This is a genomic window from Morganella morganii, from assembly GCF_019242955.1.
Classification (GTDB): Bacteria; Pseudomonadota; Gammaproteobacteria; order Enterobacterales; family Enterobacteriaceae; genus Morganella; species Morganella sibonii.
In genome coordinates this window covers 3,872,384-3,888,267 of sequence record NZ_CP066129.1, presented here as the reverse complement: position 1 = coordinate 3,888,267, position 15,884 = coordinate 3,872,384, and the positions used below count along the sequence as shown (strand labels likewise).

The following is a 15,884-nucleotide window of genomic DNA, read 5'->3' as shown; positions in this document are numbered from 1 at the left end:
TTTTTCCTGCGTGTTTTTCACTCAGCCTGAGAGGTTCTGCTGTTGTTTGACAGGTATGAAGGCGGTGAACGGGCCGTACTGGTCCATCTGTTTTTCTCACAGGATAAAAACACTGATGATCTCAGTGAGTTTGAATCCCTTGTGACATCCGCGGGTGTGACACCTGTCCGGATAGTGACCGGCAGCCGCAGCGCTCCCCATCCGAAGTATTTTGCGGGTGAAGGGAAAGCTGAAGAGATTGCTGACGCTGTGATGGAAAGTGACGCCGATGTGGTGCTCTTTAACCATGCCTTAAGTCCGGCGCAGGAACGCAACCTCGAGCGTTTGTGCCAGTGCAGGGTGGTTGACAGAACCGGGGTTATCCTCGATATCTTCGCCCAGCGGGCACGGACACATGAAGGTAAATTACAGGTGGAACTGGCGCAGTTACGCCACCTTTCCACACGTCTGGTCCGCGGCTGGACGCACCTTGAACGCCAGAAAGGCGGGATTGGTCTGCGGGGGCCGGGTGAGACTCAGCTTGAGTCCGACCGCCGGATGCTGCGGGATAAAATCAAACAGATTTCAGGGCGTCTGGAAAAAGTGGAACGCCAGCGCGGACAAGGCCGTCAGGCGCGCAGTAAAGCGGATATTCCGACGGTGTCTCTGGTCGGTTACACCAACGCCGGGAAATCCAGTCTGTTTAATCACATAACTGATGCGAAAGTCTATGCGGCGGATCAGTTATTTGCGACACTCGATCCGACCCTGCGGCGGATTGATGTTGATGATGTCGGTACTGTGGTACTGGCAGATACGGTCGGGTTTATCCGCCATCTGCCGCACGACCTGGTGGCGGCATTTAAAGCCACGTTGCAGGAAACCCGTGAAGCGACACTGCTGCTTCATGTGGTGGACGCGGCGGATAATCGTATTGATGAAAATATTCATGCGGTTAATACAGTTCTGGAAGAGATTGATGCACATGAAATTCCGGTTCTGATAGTCATGAATAAAATCGATATGCTGGATGATTTTGAACCGCGTATCGACAGAAATGAGGATAACCTGCCGGTCAGGGTCTGGCTTTCAGCACAGACCGGAGCAGGAGTCCCGTTGTTGTTCCGGGCACTGACAGAACGCCTTTCCGGTGAGATCGCACACCTGGAATTGTGTCTGCCTCCGTCAGAGGGTCGTCTGCGCAGCCGTTTTTATCAGCTTCAGGCGATTGAACGCGAGTGGCTTGATGACGATGGCCGGATTTGCCTTGAAATCAGGCTGCCGGTTGTTGACTGGCGCCGTCTCTGCAAGCAGGAACAACAGTTAGCCGATTACGTTATCTGATTATCAGCGGCGTAATATATTGATTGAGAGCGCGTTTTTGTGCTCTTAGCCCTGAAAAACCGATCATAAAAGAGTGGAGCGAAGGCATGGCGTGGAATCAGCCCGGTAATAACGGACAGGACCGCGACCCGTGGGGGAGCAGCAATAAAGGCGGCAACTCCGACGGTAACAAAGGCGGCCGGAACCGTGGGGCATCTGATCTCGACGATCTGTTCCGGAAAATGAGCAGAAAACTCGGTGGTCTGGGTGGCGGTAAAGGCGGAAATAATAACGGACAGTCCGGCGGGAACAATCGTCCTCCGGTACAGTTCGCCGGCGGACGTATTATCAGTCTCGCTATTGCCGCCGTTGTTGTTGTCTGGGCCGCAACCGGCTTCTATACGATTAAAGAAACGGAACGCGGTGTGGTTACCCGTTTCGGTAAATTCAGTCATGTGGTGCAGCCGGGTCTGAACTGGAAACCGACATTTATTGATCGCGTCACCGCGGTTGATGTGGCGACCGTCCAGGATCTGGCGACCAACGGGATGATGTTAACGGCTGACGAAAACGTCGTCCGCGTCAATATGAACGTCCAGTTCCAGGTTGTGAACCCGGAAGAGTATCTCTTCAGCGTCACCAACCCGGGCAACAGTCTGCGTCAGGCGATGGACAGTGCGGTGCGCGGGGTTATCGGTAAGTTCACCATGGAGAAAATCCTGACGGCGAACCGTACCGTGGTCCGTAACGAAACCCAGAAAGTTCTCGAAGAGACAATCAGACCTTATAAAATGGGGATCGCGATTGTCGACGTCAACTTCCAGGAAGCCCGTCCGCCGGCTGAAGTTCAGGCCTCATTCGATGACGTGATTGCCGCGCGTGAAAACGAACAGCAATCTATCCGTGAAGCGGAAGCTTACTCAAACGAAGTTCTGCCGCTGGCAAAAGGTAACGCGCAAAGCATGATCGAAAGCGCGCAGGCCTATAAAGCCAGTATCGTGCTGAAAGCACGCGGTGAAGTGGCAAGCTTCTCGAAAATGCTGCCGGAATACCGTGCGGCACCGGATATCACCCGTGAACGTCTGTACATTGAGACAATGGAACGTGTGCTGAGCAATACCCGTAAAGTGATTGCCAATGATAAAAGCAACAGCATGATGGTGCTGCCGCTGGATCAGATTATGCGCGAGCAGAGAGCAGCCTCTCAGACTGCACCGGCGAAATCCGCTGCCTCGTCATCATCCGCGCCGGCAACACAGGCACCGTCAGGCCGTCAGGCACAAAACAGCACCCGGAATCCGAATGTACCCGCTGAATACAACAACACGTATGATCTCAGCAGTTCGGGTATCCGTGGTAACACTGAACGCACAGGGAGACAATAATCATGCGTAAGTATTTAGCCGTTATTGTTATTCTGGTTTTAGGCGTTCTGTATGCGTCTGTCTTTACTGTTCAGCAGACCGAGCGCGGTATTGTGCTGCGCTTTGGTAAAGTTCTGCGTGATGCGGAGAACAAACCGATTGTCTATGAACCGGGCCTGCATCTGAAAGTGCCGTTTATTGAAACCGTTAAAATGCTGCCTGCCCGTATCCAGACACTGGATATCCAGGCTGACCGTTTCCTGACAAACGAAAACAAAGACCTGATCGTCGATTCTTACCTGAAATGGCGGATTAGTGATTTCAGCCTGTATTATCTCGCAACAAACAGCGGTAATATTAATCAGGCTGAAAACCTGCTGAAACGTAAATTCAGTGACCGTCTGCGTTCTGAGTTCGGTCGTCTGAGCGTGAAAGAGATTGTGACGGATTCCCGTGGTACATTAACGACGGAAGTCAAAAATGCACTGAACGAAGGGAGCTCCGGTAACGATCCGCAGGCAACTGATGCTGATAACGCTATTGCCGATGCGGCAGCGCGTGTTCAGGAAGAAACCAAAGGCGCACAGCCTCAGGTGAATCCGAACAGTATGGCAGCGTTAGGTATCGAAGTGGTGGACGTCCGTATCAAGCAGATCAACCTGCCGGCGGAAGTCTCCGAAGCTATCTTCCAGCGTATGCGTGCAGAACGTGAAGCTGTGGCACGTCGTCACCGCTCACAGGGTCTGGAAGAAGCCATGAAGATTCGTGCGGTGGCAGATAAAACCCGTACTGAAATCCTGGCCGAAGCGGAGCGCCAGTCACTCTCCCTGCGTGGTGCGGGTGATGCGGAAGCCGCTAAACTGTTTGCGGATGCATTCAGTCAGGACCCGGATTTCTATGCGTTTATCCGAAGCCTGCGTGCTTATGAGCAAAGCTTCAAACCCGATGGCAACGACATTATGGTGTTAAGCCCGGATACGGATTTCTTCCGTTACATGAAGGCACCGACATCATTGCGTCCGGCTTCAGGCCAGTAAGTCCGGTAACCGCATAACCGGTACTGACAAATCGTCAGCATGCTGATGGTCGCACTCTGATGAAGAAAGCCCGCTTAGGCGGGCTTTATTATGGACATAGATCAGGTGACTTTCATAAAGTGGATAAAAAGTGCTGAAAGGGCGGTCATGAGATGCTAGAATCCTTTTTTAAGCAACCAGGTAAAAACGAAATGGGTAAGAACGTTGTCGTATTGGGCACCCAATGGGGTGACGAGGGCAAGGGCAAAATCGTCGACTTGCTGACTGAACGGGCTAAGTATGTTGTTCGTTATCAAGGTGGCCACAACGCTGGTCACACTCTGGTTATCAACGGTGAGAAAACCGTCCTGCATTTAATTCCGTCAGGTATTCTCCGCGAAAACGTCGTCAGCATCATTGCTAACGGTGTTGTACTCGCACCCGATGCACTGCTGAAAGAAATGACTGCACTGGAAGAGCGTGGTATTCCGGTGCGCGAACGTCTGCTGATTTCTGAAGCATGTCCGCTGATCCTGCCTTATCATGTTGCGCTGGATAATGCCCGTGAGAAAGCACGCGGCGCGAAAGCTATCGGCACAACCGGGCGCGGTATCGGACCTGCATACGAAGATAAAGTTGCCCGTCGCGGTCTGCGCGTGGGTGATCTCTTCGATAAAGAAACTTTCGCTCAGAAACTGAAAGAAATCCTTGAGTATCACAACTTCCAGTTAGTGAACTACTACAAAGAGCCTGCGGTTGACTATCAGAAAACCCTGGACGAAATCATGGCAGTTGCAGATATCCTGACCGGTATGGTTGTGGATGTGTCTGATCTGCTGTACAAAGCCACCGTTAACGGTGAGCTGGTGATGTTTGAAGGTGCACAGGGTACACTGCTGGATATCGACCACGGTACCTATCCGTATGTGACCTCCTCAAACACCACTGCCGGCGGTGTTGCCACCGGTTCCGGTTTAGGTCCGCGTTATGTGGATTATGTCCTGGGTATCATCAAAGCTTACTCCACCCGTGTGGGTGCCGGTCCGTTCCCGACCGAACTGTTTGATGAAACCGGTGAATACCTGCGTACCAAAGGCCAGGAGTTCGGTGCAACCACCGGACGCAGCCGTCGTTGCGGCTGGCTGGACATCATTGCTATCCGCCGTGCTGTGCAGATTAACTCCCTGTCAGGGTTCTGCATGACCAAGCTGGATGTGCTGGATGGTCTGAAAGAAGTGAAAGTGTGTGTCGGTTACCGTTTACCGAATGGTGAAATCATCGAAACCACACCACTGGCTGCGGATAACTGGGAAGGCATCGAGCCTATCTATGAAGTGATGCCGGGCTGGACTGAAACCACCTTCGGGGCGAAGAGCCGCGAAGCACTGCCTCAGGCAGCACTGGATTACATCCGCCGCATTGAAGAACTGACAGGCGTTCCTGTTGATATTATTTCAACCGGTCCGGATCGTTCTGAAACGATGATCCTGCGCGACCCGTTCGACGCATAAGATCGTTCAGTTGATACCAGTCAGGGCCGGGCATGTTTGTCCGGCTTTTTGTTTTCTGACGCCGGAATTTCTGACTGCGTGAGCGCAGGAAATCCGGCGTTTTTAACGACAAATTTTGCTTAATAAGCAAAAGACACACATAATGATTATCCATTACTTATCATGTGATCCCCGCGCGGGATAACAGAATTTCCGGGGTAAAATGTGCAGTTAACCAGTTTTACAGATTATGGCTTGCGGGCGCTGATTTATATGGCGTCACTTCCTGATGGTAAAATGACCAGTATTACGGAAGTGACGAATGTCTACGGTGTATCCCGTAACCATATGGTCAAGATAATTAACCAATTGAGCCATTTGGGTTATGTCGAGGCGATTCGCGGCAAAAATGGCGGGATCCGCCTGGGAAAACCTGCTAATACTATAGGTATCGGTGAGGTTGTCCGCGCGCTCGAGCCGTTAACACTGGTGAACTGCAGCGGTGAATTCTGTCACATTACCCCGGCTTGCCGGCTGAAATCGGTACTGAACAAAGCCATACGGGAGTTTCTGCAGGAACTGGATAAACACACGCTCGCTGATATGGTGCAGGACAATCAGCATCTTTATAAATTGTTACTGACGGACGAATAACGCTCGTCAGAAACCACGGAGGATATAATGTCAGTGGAAAAACAATCAAACGACCCTTACCGTGAGCGCGAAGCGGAAAAATACGAATCTCCGATCGCGAGCCGTGAATTTATTCTTGAAACTGTCCGCCGTCACACCAAACCGGTGAGCCGCGACGATATCGCACAGGAACTGGGGATCAGCGGTGAAGAGGCTCAGGAAGCCCTGCGCCGCCGCCTGCGCGCAATGGAACGTGACGGGCAGCTGGTCTTTACCCGCCGTCAGTGCTACGCCTTACCGGAACGCCTTGATTTAATTAAAGGAACCGTGATCGGCCATCGTGATGGCTTCGGGTTCCTGCGTGTCGAAGGACAAAAAGACGATCTCTACATCCCGCAGGATCAGATGAAATTATGCATCCACGGGGATGTGATCCTGGTTCAGGTGATGGGAGCTGATCGCAAAGGCCGCCGCGAAGCGCGCGTTGTGCGTGTCGTTGAGCCAAAAACCGGCCAGATTGTCGGCCGTTACTTTACCGAAGAAGGCATGGGATTTGTCGTGCCGGATGACAGCCGCCTGTGCTTTGATATTCTGATCCCGAAAGAGTCGATTAACGGCGCACGGATGGGAAATATCGTGGTGGCGGAACTGACCCGCCGTCCGGGCAAACGCGTGCAGGCGCTCGGTGTTATCACTGAAGTGCTGGGCGAGAAAATGGGCACCAGCATTGCTGTGGATATTGCCCTGCGCAAACATGAAATTCCGTTTACCTGGCCTGAACAGGTGGAACGCCAGGTTGCGGATATCCGCGAGGAAGTACCGGAATCCGCTAAAAAAGGCCGTGTTGATTTACGCGACCTGCCGCTGGTGACTATCGACGGCGAAGATGCCCGTGACTTTGATGACGCCGTACACTGCGAAGCCAAACGCGGCGGCGGCTGGCGTCTGTGGGTGGCAATTGCTGACGTCAGTTATTATGTGCGTCCGCAGACGGCGCTGGATGATGAAGCCCGCAGCCGGGGAACCTCTGTTTACTTCCCGTCACAGGTTGTACCGATGCTGCCGGAAGTACTGTCGAACGGTGTCTGCTCACTGAACCCGCAGGTTGACCGCCTGTGTATGGTGTGTGAAATGACGATTTCGGCGAAAGGTAAGCTTTCCGGTTACCGTTTCTATGAAGCGGTAATGAGCTCACACGCCCGTCTGACCTACACCAAAGTGTGGAAAATCCTCGAAGGCGATGAAGAGCTGCGTGAGCATTACGCGCCGCTGGTCAAACACCTGGAAGAGCTGCATAAACTCTATAAAGCACTGGCGGAAGCCCGTGACGAGCGCGGCGCGATTGCCTTTGAATCCGAAGAAGCGAAATTTATTTTCAATGCGGAAAAACGCATTGAACGTATCGAGCCGGTACTGCGCAATGATGCGCACAAACTGATCGAAGAATGTATGATCATGGCGAACGTTGCCGCAGCCCGTTTCGTTGAGAAAAACAATGAACCGGCGCTGTACCGTGTGCATGATCGTCCGAAAGAGGACAGCGTTACCAACCTGCGTACTGTCTTTAATGAACTGGGTCTGACCCTGCCGGGCGGCCTGACACCGGAGCCGAAAGATTACGCCCGTGTCATGCTGGAAGTGGCGGAACGTCCTGACCACGAACTGTTACAGACCATGCTGCTGCGCTCGATGAAACAGGCGATTTATGATCCGGATAACCGCGGCCACTTCGGCCTGGCGTTACCGGCGTATGCCCACTTTACCTCACCGATCCGCCGCTATCCGGATCTGAGCCTGCACCGTGCGATTAAGTACCTGCTGGCAAAAGAGCGCGGCGAGGCGAAATCGCAGACCGGTGCATGGCATTATGATATGCAGAGTATGCTTCAGCTGGGTGAGCACACCTCCATGACGGAGCGCCGTGCTGATGAAGCCACCCGCGATGTGGCGGACTGGCTGAAGTGTGACTTTATGCAGGATCAGGTGGGGAATGTCTTTACCGGGCTTATCACCAGCGTGACCGGTTTCGGTTTCTTTGTCCGTCTCAATGATCTGTTTATCGATGGTCTGGTACACGTATCAACACTTGATAACGATTACTACCGCTACGATAATGTCGGCCAGCGTCTGATTGGTGAATCGTCCTCTAATGTATACCGCCTGGGTGATGAAGTTGAAATCCGGGTGGAAGCCGTGCATATGGATGAGCGCACCATTGATTTCGCGCTGATTTCAACCACCCGCCGTGCCCGTAATGAAGGCAAAACCGCGAGAACCCGGGCGAAAGCCGGTGACAGAGGGGACAAGCGCCGGGATGGTAAGAAAGCTGATCCGCGCCGTGACAAAAACTTCGAACCGGACAGTGCGTTCCGCAAGAAGAAAAAAGAGGACGGCCCGAAAGCACCGAAAAGTAAGAAATCAGCCCGGACCAAAAAAATCGAAGCCAATATAAAGGCGAAACGCGCGAAGAAAAAAGCTGCGAAGTAACTGCCTTTGGTTTATATCTTCCCGTAATGAGGCGGTAACGCCTCATTACGCTTATTGTCCCGCAACAAACGGAACGTTATGAGTGAAATTATTTATGGTATCCACGCCGTGGATGCTCTGCTGGCGCGTGATCCCAGCCGTTTTCTTGAAGTTTTTGTTTTAAAAGGACGTGAAGACCGCCGTCTGACTCCGGTTGTGCATGCTCTGGAAGCCGCGGGTGTCCGCGTCCAGGTGGCCAGCCGTCAGTGGATGGACGGCCAGACCGAAGGGGCTGTTCATCAGGGTATTATTGCCAAAGTCAAAGGCGGCCGTCAGTATCAGGAGCAGGATCTGCCTGATCTGCTGGCAGAGCATGAAACACCGTTTCTGCTGGTGCTCGACGGTGTGACGGATCCGCACAACCTCGGTGCCTGTCTGCGTACCGCAGATGCCGCCGGTGTGCATGCGGTGATCATTCCGAAAGACCGTTCCGCGCAGCTGAATGCGACGGCGAAAAAAGTCGCGTGCGGCGCGGCGGAAAGCGTACCGCTGATCCGTGTCACTAACCTGGCCCGCACACTGCGCCAGCTGAAAGACGAAAATATCTGGGTTGTCGGTACGGCCGGTGAAGCGACTCATGATCTGTATCAGAGCAAAATGACCGGCCCGGTGGCGCTGGTGATGGGTGCGGAAGGAGAAGGCATGCGCCGCCTGACCCGCGACCTGTGCGATGAACTGATCAGCATTCCGATGGCCGGAGCGGTATCCTCCCTGAATGTCTCGGTGGCAACGGGCGTCTGCCTGTTTGAGGCTGTGCGTCAGCGCGGAAAATAATCCCGCATCACACACTTATTACCTTGTCTTTTGAGGCGGGTATGAGTATAGTTATGCGTCAAATTTTTCAGCCGCACTTAAACAAGTTCCTTGCCTCTCAGGGTTGCGGTTGCCCGGACAGGAGGCTAATAATCCGTAAGGAGCACTACTAATGCGTCATTACGAAATCGTCTTCATGGTTCATCCGGACCAGAGCGAACAAGTACCGGCAATGATCGAGCGTTATAAAACTGCTATTACTAACGCAGAAGGTCAGATCCACCGTCTCGAAGACTGGGGTCGTCGCCAACTGGCTTACCCAATCAACAAACTGCACAAAGCACACTACGTTCTGCTGAACGTTGAAGCTCCGCAGGAAGTGATTGACGAGCTGGAAACTATTTTCCGCTTCAATGATGCCGTTATCCGCAGCATGGTTATGCGCGTTAAGCACGCGGTGACTGAACCTTCTCCAATGGTTAAAGCGAAAGACGAACGTCGCCCGCGCGACATGTCTGACGACGTTGAAGAAAATGATGAAGCTGAGGAAACTGAAGAGTAATAACGGTGTCCGCTAACCGTCTGGTGTTATCCGGCACAGTGTGCAGGGAACCCACCCGGAAAGTCAGCCCGGCCGGAATTCCGCATTGTCAGTTTGTGCTTGAGCACCGCTCACAACAGCAGGAAGCCGGACTTACCAGGCAGGCATGGTGCAGAATGCCCGTGGTTGCCAGCGGACAGACGATCCAAACCATTACTCGCAGTATAACGGTCGGCAGTCAGATAACCGTTCAGGGATTCATCAGCACCCATCAGGGGCGAAATGGATTATCGAAACTGGTTCTTCATGCCGAACATATTGAATTGATAGATTCTGGAGACTAGCCATATGGCACGTTATTTCCGTCGTCGTAAATTCTGCCGTTTCACCGCAGAAGGCGTTCAAGAGATTGATTATAAAGACATCGCTACGCTGAAAAACTATATCACTGAAAGTGGTAAAATCGTACCAAGCCGTATCACCGGTACCAGTGCGAAATATCAGCGTCAGCTCGCTCGTGCTATCAAGCGTGCACGCTACCTGTCTTTACTGCCTTACACTGATCGTCATCAGTAATCGGCACAGTCCATTAATGACTTTAAGAGGATAAGGTAATGCAAGTTATTCTGCTTGATAAAGTAGCAAACCTGGGCAGCCTGGGCGACCAGGTAAATGTTAAATCTGGTTATGCACGTAACTTCTTAGTACCGCAAGGTAAAGCAGTTCCTGCAACCAAGAAAAACATCGAATTCTTCGAAGCGCGCCGCGCAGAACTGGAAGCTAAATTAGCTGACGTTCTGGCCGCAGCACACGCTCGCGCAGAGAAAATCAATGCCCTGGGCGTTGTGACTCTGTCTTCCAAAGCGGGTGACGAAGGTAAACTGTTCGGTTCTGTCGGTACCCGTGACATCGCTGATGCTGTAACTGCAGCCGGCGTTGAAGTGGCGAAAAGCGAAGTTCGTCTGCCAAACGGCGTTCTGCGTACTCTGGGTGATCACGAAGTTCACTTCCAGGTTCACAGCGACGTGTTTGCAGAACTGAATGTGAAGATTGTTGCTGAGTAATCTCTGATTACACGGTAAACATCTTTGAAAGACGCTGGCTCAGGCCAGCGTTTTTTTTATGTGACAAAACAACGGTTAAGAGCGGCGGTAACTGCCGTCTTTCTGTCGTTTAAAGGTGGCGGACTGCCCGTTGGCCTTATCAATTCTCAGCACTGAGACCGTGTTTCCCTTTCCTTTGGTCACGCTGATTTTATCCCCGGATTCCACCTGATTCAGCGGTTTCTGCGGCCCTTCAACCGCCGTCATGCGGAATAAGTCATCGACCGGCAATCCGTTGCTGCGAAATACCTGAGCTAATGTCTGACCTTTTTTGAGGGTGAAACGCAGTGTACTGTCCTGTACAGGTGCAGGAGTCTGTTCTGCGCTGGCCGGAGGTTGTTCGGTAACGGGCTGGGGAGCCGGTCCGGTGTTCAGTGCGCCCGGCGGGAGGTTATCCGGCAGCGGTAAATCGGGAGTAACAGCTGCGGTATCCGGTGGTGTACCGGTCTGCTCTGCTATCAGGTCACCCAGCGGATCAGCCGGCGGCGTCAGCGTGATATTCTGCGAAGGCACGATCACCGGGGGCTTCTGTGCGGCAGGCCAGAATATCAGGACAAGCATGACAATCAGCGCAATAGCGGTGATGGCGTAAAGATGGCGCTTTGGCAGTAGTCTCATCAGAATCTCCCGCTTTTCAGCATGAATAATTATCCTCCGGTATTATTCCAGTGTAGCAGCAGACGTACTGAAATTATTCGGAATTAGTCTTGTTTTATAAATTGATTATGCTGTTTTCCGGTAATCACAGGGTTGCATCAGCTTTCACTGATTATCGGGTTTACCGGGGTACATCCTGCTGTTATGCTTATCCGTCTTAATTTATTAATCAGGTATCTCTCATGACACAACCGACTTTTGACACGATGGAAGCACAGGCAAGCTACGGAATCGGCTTACAAATCGGCCAGCAATTACAGGAATCAGGACTGAGCGGATTAGTACCGGAAGCCATTCTGGCCGGTATCACTGATGCACTGGAAAATAATCAGCCTGCTGTGGCGGTGGATGTTCTGCATCGTGCCCTGCGTGAAATGCATGAGCGTGCTGATGCTGTCCGCAATGAAAAACAGGCTGAACTGGTCAAAGACGGAATGCGTTTCCTGGAAGAGAATGCGAAGAAAGAGGGCGTTTCCACTACTGAAAGCGGCCTGCAGTTCTCTGTCATCAATCAGGGCGACGGTGCGATCCCGGCGCGTACTGACCGTGTCCGTGTTCACTACACCGGTCGTCTGATCGACGGTACTGTGTTTGACAGCTCCGTACAGCGCGGTCAGCCTGCTGAATTCCCGGTAAACGGCGTGATCGCGGGCTGGATTGAAGCACTGACCCTGATGCCGGTCGGCTCCAAGTGGGAACTGTATATCCCGAGCAACCTGGCGTACGGTGAGCGTGGTGCCGGTGCGGCAATCCCGCCGTACAGCACACTGGTATTCGAAGTGGAGCTGCTGGAGATCCTGTAATACTCTCTTTGCTGACAAAAACAGAATATGCGAAATGGCCGGTTTTCACCGGCCATTTTTATTTCTATACTCAGGTCTCCGGAGACGTGAACAGGATTACGACGCGACTCACTAACCGTTCTGTGAAAGAGGTGAAGGATGCTCAATCAAATTTGTCTGCTGGCCCGGCGGGCGGGCGACGCAATCATGGATATCTACCATCATCCCGACACACTGACCATCTCCGCCAAAGCGGATAACTCCCCTTTAACCGCCGCGGATTTAGCCGCGCACCACATCATCGTGCAGGAACTGAACGCCCTGACACCGGATATCCCGGTGCTTTCAGAGGAAGATCCGCAGCCGTGGTCTGAGCGGCAGCACTGGACCCAATACTGGCTGGTGGACCCGCTTGACGGCACCAAAGAATTTATCAGCCGCAACGGCGAATTTACGGTCAATATTGCCCTGATTTCCGGCGGCGTGCCCGTACTCGGTGTGGTGTATGCGCCGGTACCGGATATTCTCTATCTGGCGGAAGGTAAACACGCCTGGCGCGAGCGGGGCGGGCAGCGAATGGCAATCAAAGTGGTTAATACGGATCTGCCGATGGTGGTGATCAGCCGCTCACATCAGGATGCGGAACTGGCAGATTATCTGGAACAGCTGGGACCGCATGAAACCCGGGCTATCGGCTCATCCCTTAAGTTCTGTCTGGTGGCAGAAGGTAAAGCCCAGCTCTATCCGCGCTTTAACCCGACCCATATCTGGGATACCGCGGCAGGACATGCCGTCGCACTCGCGGCGGGAGCGCATATCACGGACTGGAGTGGTAAAACGCTCGACTATACACCACGTGAATCACTGATAAACCCGGGATTCCGTGTCAGCAGTTTCTGATTGCCATTTTATTCCTGAATAACAGTGTAATTTGCATGGTTATGCAAATTACACTGACTTTTCTCCGCCCGGAAAATCTCCTGCCTGATAATGTCAGTTCCTGTATTTCACCCTGAAATTATTTATAAAACTTATAGTAATTATGGGGTTATTATTTCACTTTTATAGTGTGACGGGGATCGTTTTTCGTGATGATTTGTGAAGTAAGTCGTAGTGAAGTGTCATTTTATGTAAAAATAGTGATTAAATCATTTGATTAATGAACCCGGGTGGTAGAATCGGGTCATACCTTAGGCATGAAAGAAAAGGTAAAGGGGAGGACATAAGTACGATGAAAATTTTCGCCCGTTACAACCCGGCTCAGATCGCCCGCTACGTGAAGACATTATTCCGCGGCCGCCTGTATATACAGGGAATGGGCGCGTTTGAATTTGACTACGGCAAGATTTTACCGCCGAAAATCAGAGACAAACGCCACCTGAGTGCAATGAGTGAAATTAATCAGCAGGTATCGTTGCTGCAGGCGCAGCTGGCATAAATCACAATACCTGACTGATTGAAGAAGGGTTAGTTTTACGGTTTTTGGCGCTGTTCGCTGTGTGCCACGTCAGACTGACCCTCTTTACTGCTTTCCGCCGCTGACGGACGCGGCATTACCGGTGTATCCGCAATACGTGTGACCAGCAGCTGGTCAATCTTGTAGTTATCGATATCAACCACTTCAAATTTGTAGCCTGAGAATTTCACGGAATCTGTCCGTTTCGGGATGCGACGCAGTTTGTACATCAGGAACCCGGCGATGGTTTCATAATTACTGTCATCCGGGAACTCATCGATATCCAGTACCCGCTGTACATCCTCAATGGGGGTGCCGCCCTCAATCAGCCAGGAATTTTCATCACGGGCAACAATCTGTTCTTCCTGCCCCTGACCGACCAAATCCCCCATCAGCGTAATCATCACGTCATTGATAGTGATGACACCCATCACCATGGCGTATTCATTCAGAATGATAGCGAAGTCTTCCCCGGCATTTTTAAAGCCTTCCAGGGTATCTGACAGGCTCAGCGTATCCGGTATCATCAGTGCCGGGCGGATTTGCACACCTTCGCGCAGATTCAGGCTCTGGCCGTTCAGTACGCGGTTCAGCAGATCTTTAGAATCGACATAGCCGAGCACATGATCCAGCCCGCCGTCACACACCAGGAATTTCGAATGTGGCTGCGTGGAGATCTTCTCTTTGATGCTCTCTTCGTTTTCCTGTTTGTCGAAATAGACCACGCTCTCGCGGGAAGTCATGGCTGACGGTACAGTCCGGGATTCCAGCTCAAACACGTTTTCGATCAGTTCGTGTTCCTGCTTGCGCAGCACACCGGCCACGGCACCCGCTTCCACCACCGCGTAAATATCATCAGAAGTGATATCTTCATTACGGGCCAGCGGAATTTTGAATAATTTAAAGAACAGGTTAGATAACCCGTTAAACAGCCAGGCCAGCGGACGCAGAACTGTCAGACAAAAACGCATCGGCTGGACAATCCGGATGGCGACCGCTTCCGGTTTGATCATGCCGAGACGTTTCGGGGTCAGATCCGCCAGCAGGATAAACATGGAGGTCACGATAATAAATGACAGTATTGAGCCGAGCTGTTGTGCTGCGGCGTCGGCCATAAAATTGCCGAACAGGGTGCGGAGTGCCGGTGAAAAGGCAGATTCGCCGACAATACCGGCGAGGATAGCCACGGCGTTCAGGCCGATTTGCACCACGGTGAAGAACATTCCCGGCGCTTCCTGTAAGCGGAGCACGTGGGCGGCATTGGTATTGCCTTCGTCAATCATGACCTTGAGTTTGATACGCCGTGAGGCGGCCAGTGATATTTCAGATAACGAAAAGAATGCGCTGATCGCGCACAGTAACAGGACGATTAATAAACTATTTAACATATAAGTTCCGAATGGCCGGCACGATTGCCTCCTGGCACGCTGTTCTTGATTATGCGTGGCGACCGGTTATTTTAGATATATAGAGCATAAGTATCGGATATAAAAAAAGAAAGGCGCACAGAGCATCCAATTTGTCTGTGCGCGGATGTGCAGTATAGCACCGGAACGGGAAAAACGACTAGTTTCTCAGCGAAGGCGGCAGACAAACACCGATCCCGCCGAGTCCGCAATAGCCTTCCGGGTTCTTATCCAGATATTGCTGGTGGTAATCTTCAGCCACATAAAACGGGCCGAGAGGGCGGATGGCCGTGGTGATACTGCGGCTGTCCTGACTCTCATTCATCGCCTGCTGATACTGCTCACGCGAAGCAAGGGCCTGCACGCGCTGGCTGTCAGACTGGGTATAAATCGCGGAACGGTATTGTGATCCGATATCGCCGCCCTGTTTCATGCCTTGTGCCGGGTCGTGGTTTTCCCAGAACAGACGCAGCAGATCGGCATAGCTGATGACGGACGGGTCATAGACCACCCGGACGGCTTCGGCATGTCCGGTTCTGCCGGTGCAGACATCGTCGTAGGTTGGGTTCTTTGTCGTGCCGCCGGTATACCCGGCAGTTGTGCTGTACACACCCGGCTGTTGCCAGAACAGACGCTCCACGCCCCAGAAACAGCCCATGGCGAAATACGCAGTATCAAAGCCGTCAGGCACATGGTTCACATCATGGCCGGTCACGGTATGGCGCGGGCTGATAGTCAGCGCCACGGCGCTGTCAGGCAGTGCATCGGCGGCGGAAACAGGAGATACAATGGTGTCCTGCGGGTATTGAGTGGTGTTTTGTGTCATTTGCGGTGGCTCCTGTTTTAAGAATAATC

General features: G+C 52.4%; 17 protein-coding genes. 14 read left to right on the top strand and 3 right to left on the bottom strand.

The annotated features are described in order from the left end of the window. Positions 1 to 42 precede the first annotated feature (42 nt). From hflX to rplI, 11 genes are all read left to right on the top strand, one after another. Complete coding sequence (gene hflX, locus JC793_RS18190; RefSeq protein ID WP_166708787.1) at positions 43 to 1,323, top strand: ribosome rescue GTPase HflX; 1,281 nt, start codon at positions 43 to 45, stop codon at positions 1,321 to 1,323. Positions 1,324 to 1,409: 86 nt separating this feature from the next. Then, the gene (gene hflK / locus JC793_RS18185; RefSeq protein WP_054425248.1) at positions 1,410 to 2,687 is read left to right on the top strand and encodes an FtsH protease activity modulator HflK; all 1,278 of its coding nucleotides are present in this window, start codon (positions 1,410 to 1,412) and stop codon (positions 2,685 to 2,687) included. Between the two features lie 2 nt (positions 2,688 to 2,689). Then, positions 2,690 to 3,703, top strand: a complete 1,014-nt coding sequence (hflC, locus tag JC793_RS18180; RefSeq protein WP_046894248.1) for a protease modulator HflC — start codon at positions 2,690 to 2,692, stop codon at positions 3,701 to 3,703. 191 nt (positions 3,704 to 3,894) lie between these two features. Then, entirely contained in the window at positions 3,895 to 5,193 is a 1,299-nt protein-coding gene (locus tag JC793_RS18175; RefSeq protein WP_127378461.1) for an adenylosuccinate synthase, read from the top strand. Positions 5,194 to 5,397: 204 nt separating this feature from the next. After that, on the top strand, positions 5,398 to 5,826 hold the full coding sequence (gene nsrR, locus JC793_RS18170) for a nitric oxide-sensing transcriptional repressor NsrR (RefSeq protein ID WP_046894250.1): 429 nt from the start codon (positions 5,398 to 5,400) through the stop codon (positions 5,824 to 5,826). Between the two features lie 27 nt (positions 5,827 to 5,853). Further along, positions 5,854 to 8,292 carry a ribonuclease R gene (rnr, locus tag JC793_RS18165; protein WP_052926771.1) on the top strand — a complete coding sequence of 813 codons (2,439 nt, stop codon included), beginning with the start codon at positions 5,854 to 5,856 and terminating at the stop codon, positions 8,290 to 8,292. A gap of 78 nt (positions 8,293 to 8,370) precedes the next feature. After that, entirely contained in the window at positions 8,371 to 9,105 is a 735-nt protein-coding gene (gene rlmB / locus JC793_RS18160; protein ID WP_052926772.1) for a 23S rRNA (guanosine(2251)-2'-O)-methyltransferase RlmB, read from the top strand. A gap of 151 nt (positions 9,106 to 9,256) precedes the next feature. Continuing rightward, positions 9,257 to 9,646 (top strand): 30S ribosomal protein S6, encoded by a 390-nt coding sequence (rpsF, locus tag JC793_RS18155; RefSeq protein WP_046894253.1) that lies wholly within the window; start codon positions 9,257 to 9,259, stop codon positions 9,644 to 9,646. A gap of 5 nt (positions 9,647 to 9,651) precedes the next feature. Continuing rightward, positions 9,652 to 9,969 (top strand): primosomal replication protein N, encoded by a 318-nt coding sequence (priB, locus tag JC793_RS18150; protein WP_102831429.1) that lies wholly within the window; start codon positions 9,652 to 9,654, stop codon positions 9,967 to 9,969. A 4-nt stretch (positions 9,970 to 9,973) separates the two neighbouring features. Further along, positions 9,974 to 10,201, top strand: coding sequence for a 30S ribosomal protein S18 (rpsR, locus tag JC793_RS18145; protein WP_004234502.1), 228 nt, complete (start codon positions 9,974 to 9,976; stop codon positions 10,199 to 10,201). A gap of 38 nt (positions 10,202 to 10,239) precedes the next feature. Continuing rightward, a complete protein-coding gene (gene rplI, locus JC793_RS18140; protein WP_025154545.1) occupies positions 10,240 to 10,689 on the top strand; it encodes a 50S ribosomal protein L9 in 450 nt (149 codons plus the stop codon). A 75-nt stretch (positions 10,690 to 10,764) separates the two neighbouring features. Here rplI and JC793_RS18135 read toward each other — a convergent pair whose 3' ends face one another. Next, a complete protein-coding gene (locus JC793_RS18135; protein WP_166708786.1) occupies positions 10,765 to 11,346 on the bottom strand; it encodes a LysM-like peptidoglycan-binding domain-containing protein in 582 nt (193 codons plus the stop codon). Between the two features lie 221 nt (positions 11,347 to 11,567). Here JC793_RS18135 and bamJ point away from each other — a divergent pair, with 221 nt between their 5' ends. The 3 genes from bamJ to JC793_RS18120 all read left to right on the top strand — a co-directional run bounded on the left by bamJ (position 11,568) and on the right by JC793_RS18120 (position 13,605). Then, the gene (gene bamJ / locus JC793_RS18130) at positions 11,568 to 12,188 is read left to right on the top strand and encodes a BamJ family beta-barrel-assembly machinery protein (protein ID WP_004241369.1); all 621 of its coding nucleotides are present in this window, start codon (positions 11,568 to 11,570) and stop codon (positions 12,186 to 12,188) included. Positions 12,189 to 12,326: 138 nt separating this feature from the next. Further along, a complete protein-coding gene (gene cysQ, locus JC793_RS18125; protein ID WP_046894256.1) occupies positions 12,327 to 13,067 on the top strand; it encodes a 3'(2'),5'-bisphosphate nucleotidase CysQ in 741 nt (246 codons plus the stop codon). Positions 13,068 to 13,398: 331 nt separating this feature from the next. Then, complete coding sequence (locus JC793_RS18120; protein ID WP_004234508.1) at positions 13,399 to 13,605, top strand: DUF1107 domain-containing protein; 207 nt, start codon at positions 13,399 to 13,401, stop codon at positions 13,603 to 13,605. 35 nt (positions 13,606 to 13,640) lie between these two features. On the opposite strand, the gene paeA is transcribed toward JC793_RS18120, so the two are convergent. Together paeA and msrA are read right to left on the bottom strand one after the other, a co-directional pair. Continuing rightward, complete coding sequence (gene paeA / locus JC793_RS18115; RefSeq protein ID WP_166708784.1) at positions 13,641 to 15,011, bottom strand: polyamine export protein PaeA; 1,371 nt, start codon at positions 15,009 to 15,011, stop codon at positions 13,641 to 13,643. Positions 15,012 to 15,189: 178 nt separating this feature from the next. Beyond that, positions 15,190 to 15,855, bottom strand: a complete 666-nt coding sequence (gene msrA, locus JC793_RS18110) for a peptide-methionine (S)-S-oxide reductase MsrA (RefSeq protein ID WP_046894258.1) — start codon at positions 15,853 to 15,855, stop codon at positions 15,190 to 15,192. Positions 15,856 to 15,884: the final 29 nt, after the last annotated feature.

Bases quoted from the DNA above. Each gene is read 5' to 3' on its own strand.
- hflC (WP_046894248.1), top strand. From the start codon at position 2,690: ATGCGTAAGTATTTAGCCGTTATTGTTATTCTGGTTTTAGGCGTTCTG.
- JC793_RS18135 (WP_166708786.1), bottom strand. From the start codon at position 11,346: ATGAGACTACTGCCAAAGCGCCATCTTTACGCCATCACCGCTATTGCG.
- rpsR (WP_004234502.1), top strand. From the start codon at position 9,974: ATGGCACGTTATTTCCGTCGTCGTAAATTCTGCCGTTTCACCGCAGAA.
- bamJ (WP_004241369.1), top strand. From the start codon at position 11,568: ATGACACAACCGACTTTTGACACGATGGAAGCACAGGCAAGCTACGGA.
- JC793_RS18120 (WP_004234508.1), top strand. From the start codon at position 13,399: ATGAAAATTTTCGCCCGTTACAACCCGGCTCAGATCGCCCGCTACGTG.
- rlmB (WP_052926772.1), top strand. From the start codon at position 8,371: ATGAGTGAAATTATTTATGGTATCCACGCCGTGGATGCTCTGCTGGCG.
- rplI (WP_025154545.1), top strand. From the start codon at position 10,240: ATGCAAGTTATTCTGCTTGATAAAGTAGCAAACCTGGGCAGCCTGGGC.
- msrA (WP_046894258.1), bottom strand. From the start codon at position 15,855: ATGACACAAAACACCACTCAATACCCGCAGGACACCATTGTATCTCCT.
- JC793_RS18175 (WP_127378461.1), top strand. From the start codon at position 3,895: ATGGGTAAGAACGTTGTCGTATTGGGCACCCAATGGGGTGACGAGGGC.
- paeA (WP_166708784.1), bottom strand. From the start codon at position 15,011: ATGTTAAATAGTTTATTAATCGTCCTGTTACTGTGCGCGATCAGCGCA.
- cysQ (WP_046894256.1), top strand. From the start codon at position 12,327: ATGCTCAATCAAATTTGTCTGCTGGCCCGGCGGGCGGGCGACGCAATC.
- rnr (WP_052926771.1), top strand. From the start codon at position 5,854: ATGTCAGTGGAAAAACAATCAAACGACCCTTACCGTGAGCGCGAAGCG.
- rpsF (WP_046894253.1), top strand. From the start codon at position 9,257: ATGCGTCATTACGAAATCGTCTTCATGGTTCATCCGGACCAGAGCGAA.
- hflK (WP_054425248.1), top strand. From the start codon at position 1,410: ATGGCGTGGAATCAGCCCGGTAATAACGGACAGGACCGCGACCCGTGG.